This window comes from Arthrobacter antioxidans (assembly GCF_023100725.1).
GTDB classification, from domain to species: Bacteria; Actinomycetota; Actinomycetes; order Actinomycetales; family Micrococcaceae; genus Arthrobacter_D; species Arthrobacter_D antioxidans.
The window spans coordinates 1,581,050-1,600,476 of the sequence record NZ_CP095501.1; the positions used below are offsets into that span (position 1 = coordinate 1,581,050).

The 19,427-nt window shown below is 69.0% G+C and carries 17 protein-coding genes; 10 read left to right on the forward strand and 7 right to left on the reverse strand.

Going from position 1 to position 19,427, the window contains the following annotated elements; translation table 11 throughout:
• Positions 1-55 precede the first annotated feature (55 nt).
• Positions 56-1,030 (forward strand): class 1b ribonucleoside-diphosphate reductase subunit beta, encoded by a 975-nt coding sequence (gene nrdF, locus MWM45_RS07240; protein ID WP_247828863.1) that lies wholly within the window; start codon positions 56-58, stop codon positions 1,028-1,030.
• Positions 1,031-1,624: 594 nt separating this feature from the next.
• Positions 1,625-2,809 carry an MFS transporter gene (locus MWM45_RS07245; protein ID WP_247828864.1) on the forward strand — a complete coding sequence of 395 codons (1,185 nt, stop codon included), beginning with the start codon at positions 1,625-1,627 and terminating at the stop codon, positions 2,807-2,809.
• Positions 2,810-2,923: 114 nt separating this feature from the next.
• Here MWM45_RS07245 and dacB read toward each other — a convergent pair whose 3' ends face one another.
• From dacB to MWM45_RS07260, 3 genes are all read right to left on the reverse strand, one after another.
• Positions 2,924-4,492: a D-alanyl-D-alanine carboxypeptidase/D-alanyl-D-alanine endopeptidase gene (dacB, locus tag MWM45_RS07250; protein WP_247828865.1), complete on the reverse strand. Its 1,569-nt coding sequence runs from the start codon at positions 4,490-4,492 to the stop codon at positions 2,924-2,926.
• A 26-nt stretch (positions 4,493-4,518) separates the two neighbouring features.
• A complete protein-coding gene (locus MWM45_RS07255; protein ID WP_247828866.1) occupies positions 4,519-5,538 on the reverse strand; it encodes a serine hydrolase domain-containing protein in 1,020 nt (339 codons plus the stop codon).
• A 364-nt stretch (positions 5,539-5,902) separates the two neighbouring features.
• The gene (locus tag MWM45_RS07260) at positions 5,903-6,949 is read right to left on the reverse strand and encodes an AAA family ATPase (RefSeq protein WP_247828867.1); all 1,047 of its coding nucleotides are present in this window, start codon (positions 6,947-6,949) and stop codon (positions 5,903-5,905) included.
• A gap of 239 nt (positions 6,950-7,188) precedes the next feature.
• On the opposite strand from MWM45_RS07260, the gene MWM45_RS07265 reads away from it, so the two are divergent.
• The 8 genes from MWM45_RS07265 to MWM45_RS07300 all read left to right on the forward strand — a co-directional run bounded on the left by MWM45_RS07265 (position 7,189) and on the right by MWM45_RS07300 (position 16,274).
• The gene (locus tag MWM45_RS07265; protein ID WP_247828868.1) at positions 7,189-8,043 is read left to right on the forward strand and encodes an SRPBCC family protein; all 855 of its coding nucleotides are present in this window, start codon (positions 7,189-7,191) and stop codon (positions 8,041-8,043) included.
• Positions 8,044-8,189: 146 nt separating this feature from the next.
• Complete coding sequence (locus MWM45_RS07270; RefSeq protein ID WP_247828869.1) at positions 8,190-9,251, forward strand: ion channel; 1,062 nt, start codon at positions 8,190-8,192, stop codon at positions 9,249-9,251.
• Between the two features lie 116 nt (positions 9,252-9,367).
• On the forward strand, positions 9,368-10,384 hold the full coding sequence (locus MWM45_RS07275; protein WP_247828870.1) for a DUF808 domain-containing protein: 1,017 nt from the start codon (positions 9,368-9,370) through the stop codon (positions 10,382-10,384).
• A 206-nt stretch (positions 10,385-10,590) separates the two neighbouring features.
• Complete coding sequence (locus MWM45_RS07280) at positions 10,591-11,298, forward strand: ABC transporter ATP-binding protein (RefSeq protein WP_247828871.1); 708 nt, start codon at positions 10,591-10,593, stop codon at positions 11,296-11,298.
• Positions 11,295-12,593, forward strand: coding sequence for an ABC transporter permease (locus MWM45_RS07285; protein WP_247828872.1), 1,299 nt, complete (start codon positions 11,295-11,297; stop codon positions 12,591-12,593). Before MWM45_RS07280 ends, MWM45_RS07285 begins: the two co-directional genes overlap by 4 nt.
• A 26-nt stretch (positions 12,594-12,619) precedes the next feature.
• Positions 12,620-13,279, forward strand: a complete 660-nt coding sequence (locus MWM45_RS07290) for a TetR/AcrR family transcriptional regulator (RefSeq protein WP_247828873.1) — start codon at positions 12,620-12,622, stop codon at positions 13,277-13,279.
• Positions 13,280-13,561: 282 nt separating this feature from the next.
• Positions 13,562-14,335 (forward strand): hypothetical protein, encoded by a 774-nt coding sequence (locus MWM45_RS07295; protein WP_247828874.1) that lies wholly within the window; start codon positions 13,562-13,564, stop codon positions 14,333-14,335.
• Positions 14,336-14,537: 202 nt separating this feature from the next.
• Entirely contained in the window at positions 14,538-16,274 is a 1,737-nt protein-coding gene (locus tag MWM45_RS07300; protein ID WP_247828875.1) for an ABC-F family ATP-binding cassette domain-containing protein, read from the forward strand.
• A gap of 65 nt (positions 16,275-16,339) precedes the next feature.
• On the opposite strand, the gene MWM45_RS07305 is transcribed toward MWM45_RS07300, so the two are convergent.
• From MWM45_RS07305 to MWM45_RS07320, 4 genes are read right to left on the reverse strand one after another with little or no spacing between them, the layout of a single operon-like run.
• On the reverse strand, positions 16,340-17,221 hold the full coding sequence (locus MWM45_RS07305; protein ID WP_247828876.1) for a ribonuclease Z: 882 nt from the start codon (positions 17,219-17,221) through the stop codon (positions 16,340-16,342).
• A gap of 48 nt (positions 17,222-17,269) precedes the next feature.
• Positions 17,270-17,584, reverse strand: coding sequence for a GAP family protein (locus MWM45_RS07310; RefSeq protein WP_336296699.1), 315 nt, complete (start codon positions 17,582-17,584; stop codon positions 17,270-17,272).
• Entirely contained in the window at positions 17,554-17,934 is a 381-nt protein-coding gene (locus MWM45_RS07315; protein ID WP_247828877.1) for a sulfite exporter TauE/SafE family protein, read from the reverse strand. Before MWM45_RS07315 ends, MWM45_RS07310 begins: the two co-directional genes overlap by 31 nt.
• Before the next feature lie 40 nt (positions 17,935-17,974).
• Entirely contained in the window at positions 17,975-19,207 is a 1,233-nt protein-coding gene (locus MWM45_RS07320) for an AI-2E family transporter (protein WP_247828878.1), read from the reverse strand.
• Between the last annotated feature and the right edge of the window lie 220 nt (positions 19,208-19,427).

Below are 19,427 nucleotides of genomic sequence, written 5' to 3' on the forward strand. Positions count from 1 at the left end.
GCCCGGCCTGGCTTCCGGCACACCAGGCAGTACCCACGCAGACAAGGAACACACCATGAGCGAGAAGCTGAAGCTCGTAGACCAGGTCCAGGCCATCAACTGGAACCGTATCCAGGACGACAAGGACGTGGATGTCTGGAACCGCCTGGTGAACAACTTCTGGCTGCCCGAGAAGGTGCCGCTGTCCAATGACGTGCAGTCGTGGGCCACCCTGACGCCGGAGGAGCAGCAGCTCACCATGCGCGTCTTCACGGGCCTCACCCTGCTCGACACCGTCCAGGCGACGGTCGGCGCGGTCAGCCTCATCCCCGACGCCCTGACCCCGCACGAGGAGGCCGTCCTCACGAACATCGCGTTCATGGAGTCGGTGCACGCCAAGAGCTACTCGTCGATCTTCTCCACGCTGGCCTCCACCAAGGAGATCGACGAGGCGTTCCGCTGGTCCACGGAGAACGTGAACCTGCAGCGCAAGGCGCATATCGTCACGGACTACTATCGCGGTGACGACCCACTGAAGCGCAAGGTGGCCTCGACGCTGCTCGAGTCCTTCCTGTTCTACTCCGGCTTCTACCTGCCGATGTACTGGTCCTCGCGCGCCAAGCTCACGAACACGGCAGACCTCATCCGCCTCATCATCCGTGATGAGGCCGTGCACGGGTACTACATCGGGTACAAGTTCCAGCGTGGGCTCGAAAGTGCGACGCCGGAGCGCCGCCAGGAGCTCAAGGACTACACGTTCGAGCTGCTCTTCGAGCTCTACGAGAACGAGGTCCAGTACACCCACGATCTGTACGACTCCGTGGGCCTGGCCGAGGACGTCAAGAAGTTCCTGCACTACAACGCCAACAAGGCGCTGATGAACCTGGGCTACGAGGCGATGTTCCCGTCCTCCGTGACCGACGTGAACCCGGCGATCCTCTCCGCGCTGTCCCCGAACGCCGACGAGAACCACGACTTCTTCTCCGGCTCGGGTTCCTCGTACGTGATCGGCAAGGCAGTCAACACCGAGGACGAGGACTGGGACTTCTAGGAGGCGGCTGAGTCCTCCGCCGACGAGGAGCGTCTGCAGGCGGTAGTCATCGCGGAAGCCGGTGCGGGCTATCGCGGGAACGAAGTCGGTGTGGTCTTCGAGTGTGGCAGCTGGTGCTTGAATTCGTGGATTACCGGGTGGGCATCCCGCTGACGACCCGGGCGAAATGATCTGACGCCTCAGCAGACCCCTGGGCAGGCTCCGTGCTGACCCGATGCGGGCGCCGTCGGAACGCCGGGACGACGTGACGACGGCCCCGTGAGTTCGCTTGTGCCGATCGTGTCCGAGGATCAGTGCCTGTGGGAGCTTTGGCGAGTCCCCCCTGAGAAATCTCTGCCCGGACCCGGATCGGGGTGGGCCGCGGTCATGCTGCGCTCGGTACGCTCGACGAAGGACGTGAACGAGGGGGCAACGTATGACTGACGCGGTTATGAGCTCATTCCTTCCGGCTCAACCCGACCACAGGCGGACGAGCTGTTCCTTGGGCTCAGGGCGTACTGGGGCCGCCGTCGTGCCGGGACGTTGCGTGCGTGGCTCCAGGGTTGTCGGGTAATGGGTGTTGAGCGGGATCGGCCCCGCGGGGGTCTGGCCGCCATGTGTGTCGCCCAGACCACGAGCTGGGGTCTGCTCTATTACTCGCTGCCGGTGGCCCTTGTCCCGATCAGCCGAGACACCGGGTGGTCCGTGCCGGCAATGACAGCGGCGTTCTCGGCCGGACTGGTCATCTCCGCGTTCCTCGGGGTGCGGGTGGGGCGCACGCTCGACCGGACCGGGCCGAGGCTTCTGATGAGTATTGGCAGTGTCATCGGCGTTGTAGCGCTGCTCCTGGTGGGTACTGCACCGAACTTCGCGGTCTTCGCCGGCGCCTGGCTGATCGCAGGATTCGCGCAGGCTGCGGTGCTCTATCAGCCGGCGTTCGTGGTGCTCACCCGCTGGTACGGGCCGAACCGAGTGCGGGCCCTGACGATCCTGACCCTGGTAGCGGGGTTCGCGTCCACGGTTTTCGCGCCCGTCACCGCGGCGCTGATCGATGCTCTCGGGTGGCGGTCCGCATACCTCGTCCTCGCAGGGATTCTGGCGTTGGTGACGATCCCGCTGCACTGGTTCTTCCTCAACGCACACTGGACAGCGGCCGTCGGCGCTCCCCTCCATGCCGAGGCGCTGCAGGATGCCCGGGCAGTCACGCGGAGCGGGCCGTTTCGTCTGCTGCAGGTCACGATGGCCCTCTCGACGCTCGCTCTCTTCGCGGTGACCTTCAACCTGATCGCCCTGTTCCTCGAGCGCGGCATGAGCTACCAGAGTGCGGCGGTGTCCTTCGGCTTGATCGGGGTGGGGCAGGTGATCGGCCGGGTCGCCTACTCGGCCCTACCCTCGCGCACGTCCGCCGTGACACGGACCGTGGTGCTCGCCGCCGCCGGGGCGGCATGTGTCTGGGCCCTTGCCCTGGTGCCGGGCCCGCCAGAAATGTTGGTTGTCGTCGCCGTGGCCGCCGGGATGGTGCGAGGCTGTAACACGCTCCTGATGGCCACAGCCGTATCGGACCGGTGGGGGGTGCGGAATTTCGGTACCCTGCAGGGCGTGTTCGCGGCGCCCGTGACCATGGTGGGAGCAGTGGCTCCCGCCGCGGGCTCGGCCCTGGCCTTCGTGTTCGAAGGCTATCCCGCCATGGCGCTGGTCATGGCCGTGCTGGCGACGATCGGCGTCGTCACCGCTTCCCGTACCCGTACATCCGACCACCCGCCCCTTGCAGTCGTGGATGGTCAGGAGGACCTGCGGTAGTCGAGCCCGCGAACCGTTCCGATGAACGGTGGCGCATGAGGCGCTGGCAACACCCTGGCAGCGTGTGGACTTCAGCCGTTCAGGCAGGGTGCTCCATCTGCGGTGCGGCCCCGATCAGAAACCCTGCTGGATGGCCGCCGCCACCGCTCCGACGTCGTCGTTCGCCGTGAATACCCCGTCGATGTCGTCCGCGAACCCCTGGTTCAGGATGATCGTGAACGCGACGTTCCGGCCGCTCTCGGTCTCCATGACACCTCCGAGCGTCTTGGTGCCCAGCCGGAGGCGCCCGTTGAACGAGTCGCCGCCGGCCAGGGTCCCCGTCTTGGCGAACACCTTTCCCGCGGCGGGACTGTCGGCCTGCACGGTCGACAGTGAGCCGTCCACGCCCAGGATCGGGAGGGTATCCCGCCAGCGCTCGGCATCCGCGCGGTCCGCCATGATGGTCTGGATCTGCACGGCGTTCTCGGCCGTGATGTAGTTGCCGTCCAGGCCCGAGCCGTCGATCAGGGACGCTCCGGTGATGTCGAGCCCGGCGTCCTTCCAGATCCGCCCGGCCTCGCTCACACCGGTGCTGCAGTCGTCCTCGCCGGTCTCCACGGCCAGGAGACAGACGAAGGTCTGGGCGCCGCGGTTGTAGCTGATCTTCATGACGTAGGTCGCCTCCTCCTCCAGCGGCAGCGACTCGAGCTCGGCAACGGACGGGAGCGCGTCGATACCGGCCTGCGGTGCGAGAGCCGCCGTGGAGTTCACGGCAATCGGGTCGACGCCCACCGACACGCCGGCGCGCCCGAGCGCCTCGATGAACGCCGTGCGGGCGAACGTCGCAGGATCCTCCAGCGCGAGCACCTTCAACTGCGGGTCGCTGTCGGCGGCGATCGTCCCGCTGATCACGATCTCCCCACCTCCTGCCGACGTCGGATTCGTCACCGCGGCCTGCTCGCCGGCAGCGACGGTCGTGATGTCGCTCACCACGCGCCACGGTTCGACGGCGGGAGTCAGCTCGACCGTCGCCGGTTCTCCGACCTCTCCCGGCGTGATCTGGAGGTCGAGGATGTTCTGGTTGATGATGATCGGGGTGATCGGCTCTCCGGCCAGCTCGCCGGCGAAGAGTCGGTCGTCGACGACGACGTCCCCGCTGACCGCGTCGATCCCGGACACCTTGACCTGCGCGGCGAGATCGTCCAATCCCGTCAGCGGGTCCTCCGGCGTGAGCGTGGCCCCGGGCAGCGGATTGGCATCGTTGTGGTCCAGATTCGTGAAGTCGACCGTGCCGTCGGGCTTCGTGCGCCCGCCCATCGTGAGGTCTCCCTTGCCGACGAGGACGAGATCACCCTGGAGCACCCCGCCGACGACCTCACCGACCCGTTTCACCGGGGTGGTGAGCGTGTGATCCGGTCCCCAGGTCAGCCACGCCGCGCCCACGCTGTAGGTCTTCACGAACGAGCCCGGCTCGGCCATCTTGTCCCCGTCGAGGTCGATCAGCACCTCACCCGTATCGATGTCGGTGGCGGTGATCTGCCAGCGGCCGTTCGCGTACTGCGGCTGATTCATGACCTCCAGCGCGGCATCCGGTACCTGCGACATGGGTCGCGCGTCGCCGGCGGGGGCAGGCGCGGCGGGGTCGGCGTCGGGCGTGCACGCCGTCGCCACACTCGCCGCGACGAGCATCAGCGCAGCCGCCACTGCTGTCCTTCTACGATGGCGTCGGATCATGGCGTTGCTCCACTCTCGATGACCGCCGCGAGGCGACGGAAGAGCTGGTCGGCGGGATGGGCGCCGGATTCCTCGTTGGACAGGTTCATGAAGACCACGATGGACGCACCGGTGTCCGGCTGGTGGAAGAGGGCGGCGGTGAAGCCGAAGCCCTCACCGTTGTGACCCCACCAGCCCCCGGTCTCGCCGACGCCGAGCGCATAGAGATCGTAGGGCGGGCCGGCGTCCAGAGGCGCTCCCACGAGGCGCTCCGCCTGGGTCGACGTCTCGAGCAGGGCGCCGGTGGCGAGCGTCTCCGCCCAGGCGCGCCCGTCGTCGAGGGTCGAGACCATCGATCCTGCCGGACCGAAGACGGACATGTTGGGTGCCTGCGGCTCGGGCCCGCCGGCGCCGGGGGCATAGCCCACCGGGTGGGCGGTGTCCCACGTCGATGCGTCGACGATGTAGTCCGTGTCGGCCTGGTCGAGCGGCTCGAGGATGAGGTCCTCCAGCACGGCATCGAACGGCTGTCCGGTCGCCTGCTCGACGACGGCGCCGAGCAGGTTGGTGTTCGCGTTGGTGTAGACCTTCCCGGCGCCCGGTGCGAACTGGGCGGGCTTGCCGAGCATGAATCCGTTGAGGTCCTCGAGGGTGAAGATCCGCTCCGGATCCTCGGAGAACGCATCGACGAAGTCCTCGTTGGTGTAGTCCGCATTGCCGCTGGTCATGCCGGCGAGCTGACGCAGGGTGATCCGGTCACCATCGGTCACACCCTCGACGTACTCGCCGATGGTGTCGTCGAGAGAGATCACGCCCTCGTCGACGAGCTGCAGGACGAGCGTCACGGTGTAGGACTTGGTGATGCTGCGTAACGGCCACTGCATCGCGGGGTCCACGGCGATGCCCTTCTCGGGATCGGCGCTGCCGGACACCGTGGTCCACGTGCCTTCGTCGGGAATCCAGACGCCCACGGCGGCGCCGGGCACCCCGTATTCGGCCATCGTCCGCTCGACGGTCTCCTGGAGGTCGGCGCGCACTCCACTCGGCAGTTCTCCTTCCGGCGCGACCGGGCGTTCCGTCCCCGTAGAGGACGCTGTGGAGGAAGAATCGGGTGTGGCTGCTGGCGATGCCCCGACGCATCCGGTGAGCAGGATCGCCGCAGTGAGGCTGGTGGCCACACTGGCGCCGGACGCCCGTGCATGACGACCCGACAGTGCGAAGGTTCTCGTCACGAGCAGCTCCCTAGGAGGTCACCACCGCGGAACTGTCCAGAAGCGCGAGAGGATCGCGGCGCGGTGTGATCGGTTCACAAGCAATCCCCGCAACCTAGTCCTCTCCCTGCGGGGCCACCAGTGACCAAAGTCCATGGTTCGTGGCGCCCCGGGGTCGACGGCCCCGCGGCTAGGGCCAGGTCCGCCAGTGCTTCCAGCGGGACGGTTCGGGCTCCACCCGGGGCTGCTGCTCCGGTTCGGGTTCCTCGCCCAGCGCCTGGGCGGCCTCCACGAGGTCGTTACTGGTGAGCGTCATGACGTCGTCGCGATCGAGGGTGTCCAGACTCCGGCCGGCGTCGAGCGACAGCCTCAGCGCCTGGCGGTTGAGCGCCTGCTCGAACAGCGTGCGGGCGAAGCGGGCGTTACCGGAATCCTCGCCCGCGTGGATGTTGGCGAGGATGCGGCGCAGCATCTGATCGGCCCCGGGCTCCAGGGTGTACTCGTGCTGGGTCAGCATCTGCTGGAAGATCGTCTCGAGCGCATCCACGGAGTAGTCGGGGAACGTGATCTCCCGCGCGAACCGGGAGCGCAGGCCGGGGTTGGAGAGCAGGAACGACTCCATCAGTCGCGGATAGCCGGCCACGATCACCACCATGCGGTGGCGGTGGTCCTCCATCCGCTTGAGCAGCACCTCGATGGCCTCGGGACCGAAGTCCATCCGGCCGTCCTCCGGGGTCAACGCATAGGCCTCGTCGATGAACAGGACGCCGTCCAGTGCGCGGCGGATCACCCGGTCCGTCTTCATCGCCGTCGCGCCGACGTACTGCCCCACGAGGGCCGACCGGTCCACTTCCACCAGGTGACCCTTCTGCAGCAGCCCGACCGCGCGGTACATCTCGGCCAGCAGGCGCGCCACGGTGGTCTTGCCGGTGCCGGGATTGCCGAGGAACACCAGGTGCTGGGACGTCGCCACCTCGGGCAGGCCGTGCGCCTTGCGGCGGGCCTGGACCTGGAGCAGCGCGACGAGCGCCCGGACCTGTTCCTTGACGCTTTCCAGCCCGACGAGCGCGTCGAGCTCGGCCTGCACCTCGGCGAGCGGCCGGGCCGGTCCGGGCCGCGCACTGAAGACCTCACCCACGCGGTCGTCGCCTCGATCCGACCCCGGCAGTTTGATCTGATCGGCCAGGTTTCCGAGCGTCTCGCGCAGCTCGTCGAGGGGGTTGCGGCTGGCGGCCATGAATGTCTCCTGGGGCGATATGGAACGCGGGGACAGGATCCGCGGCAGCCGGACCGCGGTGCCGGGCGGCACGGAAGCCTGAAGGTGCCTCTCAACTGTAGTACCGCAGGGAAATCACCGACAGGGCACGGAAATCTCGTGCAAAAAACGTGATCCGCGCTATACTAAGCAGGCTGATGAATTGGCTCAGCCGTAAGTGCAGTGCCAGCTGAAACTTGTCCCAACCCGAAGGAGACGCCATGAGCACGAAGGTCGAAAAGAGCATTCTCGTCAACGTCCCGGTCAGCATCGTGTACAACCAGTGGACCCAGTTCGAAGAATTCCCCCACTTCATGGGTGGCGTCAAGTCCGTCACGCAGCTCGACAACCAGCGCCTCAACTGGGTCGTCGAGATCGGTGGGATCCGCCGTCAGTGGGATGCGACCATCCTGGAGCAGGTCCCCGACAAGAAGGTGTCCTGGGCTGCGACCGAGGGCGCAACGAATGCCGGCTCGGTCTCCTTCGATGACGTCGGAGGCGGACAGACCCAGGTGCACCTCGTCCTCGAATACGAGGCCGAAGGCCTCGTCGAGAAGATCGGCGACAAGCTCAACGTCGTGGAGAACCAGGCCGAGGGAGACCTCAAGCGCTTCAAGGCCTTCATCGAAGACGAGGGCTATGCCACCGGAGCATGGCGTGGGACGGTCGGAAGCGGTGTCCGTACCGGCGAGCCCGGCGTCGAGGATGCTGCCGAGTCCCGCGGCGACAGCGGCAAGGCTGGAGTTTCCGGCAAGGTCGCCGCCGGTATCGGCCTCGCCGCTGCCGCTGCAGCCGTCGGCGTTGCCGCCAGCAAGAAGAAGGACGACGACGACACGACCGTCGTGGAAGAGGACGTCACCCTCACGCCCGTGACCGATGTGGCACCCGAGGTGTACACGACCGACGACGCCGTGCTCTCGCGCAGCACCGAGGACGTCCTCCTGCCCGTCGAGGATGTCGACCCGGCATCGGCCGGAACGCAGAAGGGTACTGCAGCTGATCCGCTGACCGATCCGCTGGCCGACCCGCTGGCCGACCCGCTGAACAAGAACCGCCCCACCGGCGGAGCGCTCTGACCACTGAGTAATGCACGCCCCGCAGGGGGAAGTGCCGCAGGCAGCCACCTACTCCATCAGGAAGTGGGTGGCTGCCTGCATCAGGGTGGTCGGACGCCAGGACAGTCCCGGCCAGGAACAATTTGCGAGGGTGAAGGGAACACCGAGTGCCATTCGTACTGATTCGCCTGATCCGGGGCCTCGGGAGTTCGCGTGTCTGGGTCCTGCCGGGAAGCATCATCCTCGTGGTGTTCCTCACCAGCTGGCCCCTCATGGCGTGGGCGGAGCCGTCCAGCAACACCATCACCTCCGTGGCGAACTACTGGTGGTGGTTCCTGGTCACCGCGGCCACCGTCGGATACGGCGACTTCTTCCCGACCTCGGCCGGCGGTCGCGTGGTCGGGGCCTATGTCATCGTCGGCGGCATCGTCACCCTGACCACCCTGTTCACACGGGTCGCATCGGCGATCGAGAATGCAAAGGGGCATCGCATGAAAGGCCATCTCAGCTCGGACATGTCGGACCACCTCGTGATCGTGGGCTACACGCCGGGACGCACGGAACGGCTGATCCGCGAGATCATCGCTGATGACGATCACCCGATCACCCTCTGCGCCTGGGAGGAGACTCCCGAGAATCCGATGCCCGAGCAACCACATCTCGGGTTCGTCCGCGGAGACCTCGCGGAGGAGAGTGTGCTGCGGCGTGCCGGGGTGCACCAGGCCGCGCGCCTGCTCATCGACGCCCGCGACGACAACGAGGCACTGGCCGTGACGGTAGCCGTCACGCATGTGAATCCCGAGGCACACACGGTCGTCGCGCTGCGCGACATGAGCCGGGCGCATAACTTCTCGTACATCGCCGCCGATGTCCGCTGTGTCCAGTGGCACTCGCCCCGCCTCGCCATCGAAGAGCTGCAGGATCCGGGCATCGCGATCGTCTACGCCGACCTCATGAGCCACGGGGGTCGGAACACCTACAGCACACGCCTGCCCGAAGCGCTCCACCAGATGAACTTCGGGCAGGTCCAGGAAGTCCTGGGCCGACACTTCACCACCACGGTGCTCGCAGTGCAGCACGAGGGGGCCGTCATCAACCCCGGCTGGGACACGCAGCTGCCCGAAGATGCTGTCGTGTACTACGTAGGAGAGCGCAGGCTCTCCCCAGAGGAGATCGCACGCGCCGTCGCACGACAGCCGTACAAGCAACGCGCCGCCTCCGTCGACTGAATTCCGCTGCCCGTCGAGGGCCGCCCGCGCGCCTATACTCTGAGGATGCCGATGACACATCTCGCCCGGGGCCTCCATGTCCGACCGTCCGCCGTCGAGCGGGCCAGGGCCGCCCTGTGAGCGGCGGTCTCGTAGCCCTGCTCGACGACGTCGCAGCGATCGCCCGCATCGCGGCCGCGTCGGTCGACGACGTCGCAGCAGGAGCCGCCAAGGCGGGGGCCAAGGCAGCCGGTGTGGTCATCGACGACGCCGCGGTCACCCCTCAGTACGTCTCCGGGGCCGACCCGTCCCGTGAGCTGCCGATGATCAAGCGCATCTTCTGGGGCTCGCTCCGCAACAAGCTGCTCATCATCCTGCCGGCACTGCTGCTCATCAGTGCCTTCATCCCCGCGGTCATCCCGTTCATCCTCATGCTGGGCGGCACCTACCTGTGCTACGAGGGCGCCGAGAAGGTCTGGCACAAGATCCGCGGCCACGCGGCCGAGAAGGCACCGGCCACCACACGCGGACCCGAGGCGGAGGCGAAGGTCACCAAGGGCGCCATCACCACCGACTTCATCCTCTCCTGCGAGATCATGGTCATCTCCATGAACGAGGTGTCCAGCGAGTCCATCTGGGCCCGGGCGATGATCCTCGTCGTCGTCGCGCTCGCGATCACGGTCCTCGTGTACGGGGCCGTCGCGCTCATCGTGAAGATGGACGACATCGGCCTGCACCTGACCACCAAGGACTCCGCCGGTGCCAAGCGCTTCGGCGAGGCGCTCGTCAAGGGGATGCCCGCCGTCCTGGCCGGCATCACCTTCATCGGGACGATCGCCATGCTGTGGGTGGGTGGCCACATCATGCTGCAGGGGGCCTACGATCTCGGCTGGCACCTACCGTACGACCTCGTCCACGTCCTGGAGTCCCCGTTCGTCGGCATCCCTCTCGTGGGCGGCTTCCTCGCCTGGCTCGTGAACACCCTGTGCTCGGCCATCCTCGGACTCGCATGGGGGCTCATCGTCATGGCCATCGTGCACCCGCTGCTGAGGGCGCTGCCGTTCGGCAAGAAGGGCGAGCACGAGGAGGGCGACATCCGCGCCGCCGTCGCCGGCTACCGGTCGGACAAGCGAAGCGCGGACCACGCCTCCTGACCCGGCAGCACCCGAACAGCCCGGTACCCTCCGGCCCTCCGAACGCGACCGCGTTTGGAGGGCCGCTTCCGTTGACCGGACACAGCACGTCCGGGACAAGCGCCTCCTGCGAGCCCTAGAATTTGCTGTCAGTGCATGCTAATGTGCAGTTACTGCAAAATGTAGCGACAGGAGCCCGCCATGTCCGTCCACGAAGGCCGCATCCCGTGACCGCCCCACCCGTCATCGATGCCCGGAACATCCACAAGAGCTACGGGAAGGGGGCCGGCCGCTTCGACGCCCTCCGCGACGTGACCCTCCAGATCGGGCAGGGCGAATGCGTGGCGATCGTGGGCAAGAGCGGGTCGGGCAAGTCCACGCTCATGCACATCATCGCCATGCTCGACACCCCCGACGCCGGCAGCCTCACCTACGCGGGACAGGACGCCCTCGCACTGTCCGCGAAGAGCGTCAGCGCCCTGCGCAATAAGGAGTTCGGCTTCGTCTTCCAGCAGTTCTTCCTCACCCCGGGCACCTCCGTCCTGGACAACGTGACCCTGCCGCTGAAGATCGCGGGGGAGCCGTCCAAGAGCCGCAGGGCGCGAGGGCTCGCGGTCCTCCGCCAGTTCGAACTGGAGGACAAGGCCGCCGGCCGGGCCACGGACCTGTCCGGCGGCCAGAAGCAGCGCGTGGTCATCAGCCGTGCCCTGGTCAACGAGCCCAGCGTCATCTTCGCCGACGAGCCGACCGGCAACCTCGACACCGTCACCGGGGCGATCGTGCAGGACGCGCTCTTCGCGCTCAACCGCGACCTCGGCATCACCCTGGTGATCGTGACGCACGACGAGGAGCTCGCCGCCCGCTGCGACCGCCAGGTCTTCCTCCGCGACGGCGTGCTGGTGACGCCCGCCCGCGACCGGGGAGCAGCGGCGTGAAGACGATCGATCTCCTCCGCACCGCGGTCCGCAACACCTTCCGCAGCAAGTTGCGCACCACGTTGACGGTCCTGGCCCTCTTCATCGGCGCCTTCACCCTCACCCTCACCACGGCCGTGGGAGCCGGTGTCACCGACTACGTCACACGGCAGGTTGCGAGCCTCGGCGCCGACGACGTCCTGATCGTCACCAGGGCCGCAGCGGACACGACGACCGACGGCCCCGCGCCCTACGACCCCCGGACGTCCAGTGCCTCCACAGGCACCGACGCTCCCGGCCTGCCCGGGAGCGGCCAGTCGGATCCGCTCACCGACGGCGACCTCCAGGAACTCGCGGCCACCAGCGGGATCATCAGCGTGGATCCCGTCCAGGCCGTCGCCGTCGACTACGTCCAGGGGCGCACGGAGGCCCGGCTGGAATTCACCATCAACCCGACGTCGTCCATCACCCGCGCCGATCTCGTGGCGGGCGGACAGCTCGACGAGGCGGCCACGACCCCCCAGCTGATGCTTCCCTCGGACTACGTGGAGCCACTCGGGTTCGAGGATGCGGCCGACGCCATCGGTGCACCCGTCCGGCTCGGCATCACGGATGTGCTGGGGGAGCAGCACACGCTCGACGCCACCATCGCGGGAGTGTCGCAGGAGAGCCTCCTCGCCTCCGGCGGGGGAGCCAATGCCTCCCTCATCGACGGCCTGGCCCGGCTCCAGGCTGCGGGCATCGACACCGGGCCCGCCCGCTACTCCCTCGCCGTCGCGTACTTCGACACCGCACTGTCCGACGACGGGATCAGCCGGTTGCAGGCGGACCTGGCCGACGCGGGGTTCGGCGCGCAGACCATCCAGGACCAGCTGGGCGTCATCAGGACCGTGATCGACGGGATCGTGGGCGTGCTCAACGCCTTCGCCGTCGTCGCCCTCGTGGCGGCCGCCTTCGGGATCGTCAACACGCTGCTCATGAGCGTCCAGGAACGCACCCGCGAGATCGGCCTGATGAAGGCGATGGGCATGCGCAGCGGCAGGATCTTCTCGCTCTTCAGCATCGAGGCCGCCTTCATCGGCTTCCTGGGGAGCGCGATCGGCGCGCTGGCCGCCGTCGTCGTCGGGTCCGTCCTCAGCGGCGCCCTCGCCGCGGGCCCCCTCGCGGCGCTCCCGGGGTTGAACATCCTCCTGTTCGACCCGGTGTCGATCCTCGCCATCATCCTGCTCATCATGGTCATCGCGTTCGTATCCGGGACGCTGCCCGCCAGCAGGGCGGCGCGGAAGAACCCCATCGAATCGCTACGCTACGAGTAGGCGCGGTTCCGAACGGCAGGGGAGACATGGCAGGCGGCAGTGAGCAGGGACTCCGGCAGCGCAAGCAGGCGGCGACGGCACTGGCGATCGAGCGCAGTGCCGTCGCGCTGGTCCTCGACCACGGGCTCGACGCGGTCACCGTCGACATGATCTGCGCGGCGAGCGGGGTCTCCCAGCGGACGTTCTTCAACTACTACAAGACGAAGGACGCGGCGATCCTCGGCGCCGCTCCCGGCACGCTGGACGAACGCCGCGTCAGGGAGTTCCTCGTCTCGGATTCGCCCGACGTCCTGGAGGAGCTCCTCGGCCTGCTGGCCACCCTCGTGCCCGTGAACGCCGACACCAGGGAACTGGTGGCGCCGCGCATCCGCATCATCAGCCAGAGCCCGGCCCTGATGCAGAAGGAGATGGAGCGGCTCTCGGGCGTCCACGACGAGGTCGCCGAGATCCTCTACCTCAGGATGCGGCGCGCGGCTCCGGCGGACGAGCCGGCGGAGGAGACGCGGCGGCAGAGCGCGCTGATCGCCCACCTCGTGCCCGGGATCCTCCGATTCAGCCTCGAACAGGGGAACAACGACGCGCCCGGCGCGATCAGCCGGCTCCTGGCCGACGCGCTCGGGAAACTCCTGCCAGCCCCGTCGCCGGGCGCCTCCGACACGGGCGGCGCGGGCGCTCCGCCACGGTGACGCAGGCGGCGCGGTGCCCGCCGCCCGGATCGGCGCGCCCGCATCGACCGGTCGGCCGCCGTTCACGGAACCCGCGCGCAGCCAGTTTGTAAAGCGCGAATCGCGGCGACCTTCAGCCCTTCCGTTGGTTCAGGCGCGGGCGGAGGATGAGCCACGTGGGCGCCGCGCAGCAGGACCAGGATCGGCAGCTTCAGGCCGTCCGACGCGACGGGTGCTCCCAGCCAGATCGTCGCGGATCCGGATCCGGGTCCGTTCCCATCGCACCGTGAAGGATACGATCCCATGAACAAGATGCGCCTGCTCGCCGTCCCCGCTCTCGCCCTCAGCGCCGTCGCCCTGACAGCGACCTCCGCGATGGCCGCGGACGGCAGCTACTCCTCGACCCTCGGCCAGGTCAACGGCACCACGGGCACAGGCACCATCACCGTGGACGTCGTCGGTGACCAGGCCACTGTCAATTTGCAGGTGTCCGGACTCGCCGAGACCTTCCAGGGTGCCCCCTACCCGCACGTGCAGCACATCCATGGCGGCGCCGCCGGCGTCTGCCCGACGCCGGCGAACGACACCGACGGTGACGGCATCATCAGCGTCACGGAGAGCGCCCCGGTCTACGGCGGCATCCTGGCGACGGTGACGACGTCGGGACCCACCACTCCTGCCGAAGCCCTGAACCTGCAGCTTGCCGGGCAGGGCGGAACCTACGCGATCCAGCGCACCTTCACGATCGACGCCGCGACCATGGCGGCACTCGAGAGCGGCACGGCGGTCTTCAACGTCCACGGCCTGGATCCGGCCACGACGCCGTCGACCCCGGAGGCGTTCAACGCTCCGAGCGATCTGGACCCGGCCCTGCCGCTCGGCGCGACCTCGCCCGCGCTGTGCGGGACGCTCGTGCCGGCCCAGATGGGCTCCATGCCGTCGGGCGGAGCCGACACCGGTGCCGTCGTGGAGTCCCCGTCCTCCTCCGCGGGGTTGATCGCCCTCGGGGGCGGCGTGCTCCTCGCGGGCGCCGTCGGCGGGACCTACGCCGTGCGCCGCAGTACGGCGAAGGCCTGATCGTCTGCGGCTGAACCGGCGATCGTCGCGGCTCCGCACGGGGGCGCGATGGTCGCCGGACCTGGCGCTTCGTGGCGGAGCGCACCCTTGCGCCCTCGGAACCCGGCGTGCCTATAGTGGTGCCGTGTTCTCCTAGATCCTCGCCCCCTCCTGCGCCCGTGGCCACCGCCCGGCAGGACACCAGCCAGCCCCGAGGATCACCGTGACCACCTCTACCTCCCCGTCCCCGCACGCTGCCGCCCACCTGCGCGTCGACGGCGTCTCCAAGAGCTTCGGGGCGCGCCGCGTCCTGACCGACGTCTCCTTCACCGTCTCCCGCGACCGCGCCGGCCTCATCGGCGAGAACGGGTCCGGCAAGACGACCCTGCTGCGCATCATCGCCGGCCTCACCACGCCCGACGGCGGCACCGTGACCACGGCGCTTCCCGGAGGCGTGATGCCACGCATCGGCCTGCTGCGCCAGGAACCGCCATTCGCCCCGTCCGCCACGATCACGGAGGCGCTCGAGTCCGCCGTCGCCCCGGTGCGCGCCGCGGCTCACGCCGTCGAGCGTGCAGGTCTCGCCCTGGCCGCTTCCCCCGAGGGCCCGTGGGCCGCCACCGCGTACGCGGCGGCCCTCGAGACGGCGGAGCGCGTCGGTGCGTGGGACGTCGACGCGCGCATCGCCGCCGTCGTCGCCGGGCTCGGGCTGTCCACCCTTGCAGGGGACCGGCCGACGCGTGAGCTCTCCGGCGGGCAGCGCTCCCGCCTGTCCCTGGCCTGGCTCCTCCTCAGCACGCCCGAGGTGCTGCTCCTGGACGAGCCGACCAACCACCTCGACGACGACGCCGCCGCCTACCTTACGACCCTCCTCGAGGACTGGCGGGGCCCCGTGCTCACCGCGAGCCACGACCGGGCGTTCCTGGACGACGTCATGACGACCCTCATCGACCTCGACCCCGCCCCGCTCCCGCAGTCGGTCGCCGGACCCCTCGTGGCCGACGGTGACGGCACCGGCATCGGCGTGGTCCGCTTCACCGGCACCTACACCGGTTACGTGCACGCCCGGCTCGACGCCCGGGAGCGGTGGGACCGCCGCTACCGGGACGAGCAGGCGGAGCTGAAACGGCTCCGCGCCACCGTGGCGGACAGTCACCTCGTGGGCCATGAGGACTGGACGCCCCGCTCCGAAGGGCGCGCCAGCCTCAAGTTCTACTCCGACCGCAACGCGAAGGCGGTGTCCCGGAGGGTCGACGACGCCACCTCCCGGCTCCTGTCCCTCGAGGACCGGCAGATCCGCAGGCCACCCCGGGAGCTGCGGTTCCAGGGGCTCACCGCGGCCGGCGCACCCTCGACACCGGAGGGAGCGCTCCCCGTCCTCACCGCGGCGGAGGCCGCGGTGCACGGGCGCCTGGCCGTCACGTCGCTGGTGCTCGGTGCGGGGGAGAAGTGGCTCGTCACGGGCCCCAACGGGTCCGGGAAGTCGACCCTCCTCAGCCTCCTCGCCGGGGACCTCAGCCCGACCTCCGGGACGGTGGGTGCTGCGCCGTCGCTGCGCATCGGCCTGCTCGCCCAGGACGTCGACCTGCCCGACCCGCGCGGCCGCGGCCCCGGACGGACGGCACGGCAGGCCTACGACGACGCCGTCGGACCGGCCTGCGAGGAGATCCCGCTGCGGACCTTCGGGCTCGTCCACCCGCGGGACGAGAACCGGCCCGTCGCCGTGCTGAGCGTCGGGCAGCAGCGCAGGCTGGCCCTCGCCGTCCTCCTCGCCAGTCCTCCCGACGTGCTGCTCCTCGACGAGCCCACCAACCACTTCTCCCTGCTCCTGGCCACCAGGCTCGAGGCCCTGATCCCCGGGTACCCGGGGACGGTCGTCGTCGCCTCGCACGACCGGTGGCTCCGGCGCACCTGGCGGGGCAGGCGCCTCGAGCTCACCGCCGACGACGCAATGGGCTGACCGGGACCAGGCGGCCGGGCGCGCGGTGGGCCGCCGAGACCGCGGCACGCCGATCGGGAGCGGCGTCAGCGGTGCGCCGGGAACGGGATGCTTTCGAGGTCCGACGCCGCGATCACCGTCGCCGTGCCGGCGGTGGCCCGCGCCTGCGCCGCCAGCAGGCCGATGTCGTCGTAGCGTGACGAGAAGTGCGTCAGGACCAGCGTGGCCGCACCGCCGTGGGCGGCGAGGGAGCCCGCCTGCCCGGCGGTGAGGTGCAGGTACTGCGCGGCGAGGGCGGCATCGTCGTCGCTGAAGGTGCTCTCGGTGACCAGGAGGTCGGCGCCGTCGGCGAGCGCGGACGCGCCGTCGCACAGCGCGGTGTCCATGATGAACGCGAAACGGCGTCCGGGCCGGTACACGCTGACGTCGTCGAGCCTCACGGAGCCGAGGCTCCCCTCGCGCTGCAGGCGGCCGACGTCGGGCCCGGTGATGCCGGCGGCCGTGAGCCTCTCCGGTAGGAACGTCCGCCCGTCCGGCTCGGTGACACGGTAGCCGTAGGCGTCGACGCGGTGGCGCAGCGCTTCGACCTCCAGCCCGGGGGCGATCTCCCCGGCGGAGCCGTGGGGGTGCAGGTGCAGGTCGATACCCGGCGTGGCGAGGAAGACGAGGGCGCGCACCACGTCCTCGCCCGACGCCGGGTAGTGGAGGTGCACGGGGTGGTGGACGCCGTCCAGGACCATGCGGGAGAGGACGCCGGGCAGCCCGAAGCAGTGGTCCCCGTGGACGTGGGTGATGCAGATGCGGTCGATCTTCGACGCCGCGAGACCGGCGTGGATCAGTTGCCGCTGCGTGCCCTCACCGGGATCGAAGAGGATCCCCTCCTGCTCCCACTGCAGGAAGTAGCCGTTGTGGTTGCGGGTCCGGGTGGGCGCCTGGGAGGAGGTGCCGAGGATGACGAGCTCACGCATGACCCCAGTCTTGCACCGGGAGGGTGGGCGCGGGAGGGCGCAGGAGCGTCAGAGCCGCGCGACGCCCAGACCCGCGATCAGGAGCCCGGCGAGCAGGAGCGTGATACCCGTGATCGTCCGGCTGTTGCGTTGCAGCCAGGCGTCCAGCCCGGTCAGCATCGCATCGGCGCGCTCCGGCCGGCGTATCCGCAGGACGATCGGGACGAGGATCTCCGACTGGGCTACCAGGACGTACGCGAGGACCACCAGCGTCCCCGCGACCGGTCCGAGGCCGTGGAGCCCGATCAGTGTGCCCGCGGTCAGGGAGAGCAGGATCGCTTTCGGCCGCAGGTTCAGGCGAAACCCAGGGCGAGGAACTCCCAGGGACGGGCCGAGCCGACGCGGGTCCGCATCCTGCTCAGGGCCGCGCTGTCGGTGCTGCGCGTGTGCGACAGGAGGTAGATGCCGTAGGCGATCACGACGGCGGCCACGACCAGGCCGACGATCGCCAGTTTCACATTCTGGTCCGGGCCCTCCCGGACCGGTAGGGAGCGCAGTCCGACCGCCGCCCCGCCCACCAGCAGGAGGGCGCCCGCGAAGCTCCCGATGAGGAAGGACCAGGCGCCGCGCTGGGCGTTGGGGGAGAGCAGGATGATGATGGTCACGCTGGCGGGCACCGTACTCATCGTCCCCGCGAAGGCAACGGGCAGCAGGCTGATCAGGAGGCTCAGCATGTGGGGCTCATGGGGCATCCGGGCCGGAGCCGGGGGGATGTCATGCCTGCTCCTCGCGTGGGGCGGAGGGCCTCGCTCTCCGATGGGTCCGCTGGGTCCGCTGGGTCCGCTGGGTCCGCTGGGCCCGCCGGGTGCGCGTCTCGCTGTCTTCGTTCTCGAGGATCTCCGTGAGGTCCGATGTGTCGCCGGTCAGGGCCCTCCGCCATGCTATCGACGGGTCCGCGTCGATGAGGACCGCCCGGACCAGCAGGGTCAACGGGACGGCCAGGATGGCACCCATCGGGCCCAGGATCACCGCCCAGAAGAGGACGGAGACGAAGGTCAGGGTCTCGCTGAGCGACACCGCGCTGCCGATGTACTTGGGCTGGATGATGGACTGGATGGCGCCGTTGATCACGCCGTAGACGATGATGACGCCGATGACGGTCGGCCAGCCACCGCTGAGGTAGCCGAACAACAGGGGCGGGATGATGGCGAGGAAGTAGCCGACGTTGGGGATGAAGCTGCAGACGAAGGAGAGCAGGCCCCAGAGGACGGCGCCCGGGACCTGGAGGAGGACGAGCGCCAGCCAGTTGAAGGCACCCTGGGCACCACCGAGCAGGGTCGTCGCGACCATGTAGCGGCGAGCCCCGGCCGCGAATCCCACGAGTGCGGAGACCAGCGCCGGGCGGTGGGGGGTCAGGTAGATGAGGAGCGCCGGTACCTTGGACCCGTCGAACGCCATGAGGATCAGCAGGGTCACGAGCACCACGAGAGCGGTCACCATGCTCGTGATGCCGCCCAGCAGACCACTGATGAACCCGGTGATGTCTTCCGGTGTGAAGCCCTGCCCGATCGCGTCCACCTGGTCCGTGCCGAATCCCAGCGATGCCAGCACCCCTGTGCCAGAGGTTCCCACCTGCTCCAGTTGCGATGCGTACTGGGGAAGGAGGGCGGAGAACTGTGCGAGAGCCAGCACCAGGACCAGGGCGAAGGCCACGACGAGGGCAAGGACGGCTGCGAGCGACGTCGCCGTGGCGATCCCCCGTGGGAACCCGCGTCGGCGCATCCGGCTCCCGAGGGGGTGGACGCACAGGGTGAGGATGAACGCCAGGAATGCCGGGACGAAGACACCCCTCATGGCGGCGATCCCGAACGCTGCCGCGGCCGCTCCGCCGAGGGCGAGCAGGACGGTGGTGCTGCGCGGGAAGGCTGATCGTGGCTCAGCAGCAGGCGGGTCCGGCTCCATGGACGTCTCCTTCTGCTGGAGGGATGCGGTGCGTCTGGTCTTCATTGTCGGTGCGGGGAAAGGCCGGGGTCTCACCTCTCGTGGATGAGACAGGGGATCGGACGTTGACATGTCGCCCGGGTCGGCGGGGGTTGTTCTTCGGTCGGCCCCGGGTCTGGACCGGCCGACGGAGCCGGGAAAGAATGGGGATCGAGTCCGCACAGGCCGGCCGGTCGTCGGCGGGGGACGCACACCCGGGCACACGGATCCGGCACAGTCGAAGGAG

What these genes read in the sequence shown, in the direction of transcription:
- MWM45_RS07320 (WP_247828878.1), bottom strand. Translation starts at nt 19,207, where the DNA reads ATGAAGACCAGACGCACCGCATCCCTCCAGCAGAAGGAGACGTCCATG.
- MWM45_RS07265 (WP_247828868.1), top strand. Translation starts at nt 7,189, where the DNA reads ATGAGCACGAAGGTCGAAAAGAGCATTCTCGTCAACGTCCCGGTCAGC.
- MWM45_RS07315 (WP_247828877.1), bottom strand. Translation starts at nt 17,934, where the DNA reads ATGCTGAGCCTCCTGATCAGCCTGCTGCCCGTTGCCTTCGCGGGGACG.
- MWM45_RS07260 (WP_247828867.1), bottom strand. Translation starts at nt 6,949, where the DNA reads ATGGCCGCCAGCCGCAACCCCCTCGACGAGCTGCGCGAGACGCTCGGA.
- MWM45_RS07305 (WP_247828876.1), bottom strand. Translation starts at nt 17,221, where the DNA reads ATGCGTGAGCTCGTCATCCTCGGCACCTCCTCCCAGGCGCCCACCCGG.
- MWM45_RS07295 (WP_247828874.1), top strand. Translation starts at nt 13,562, where the DNA reads ATGAACAAGATGCGCCTGCTCGCCGTCCCCGCTCTCGCCCTCAGCGCC.
- MWM45_RS07290 (WP_247828873.1), top strand. Translation starts at nt 12,620, where the DNA reads ATGGCAGGCGGCAGTGAGCAGGGACTCCGGCAGCGCAAGCAGGCGGCG.
- MWM45_RS07245 (WP_247828864.1), top strand. Translation starts at nt 1,625, where the DNA reads ATGTGTGTCGCCCAGACCACGAGCTGGGGTCTGCTCTATTACTCGCTG.
- nrdF (WP_247828863.1), top strand. Translation starts at nt 56, where the DNA reads ATGAGCGAGAAGCTGAAGCTCGTAGACCAGGTCCAGGCCATCAACTGG.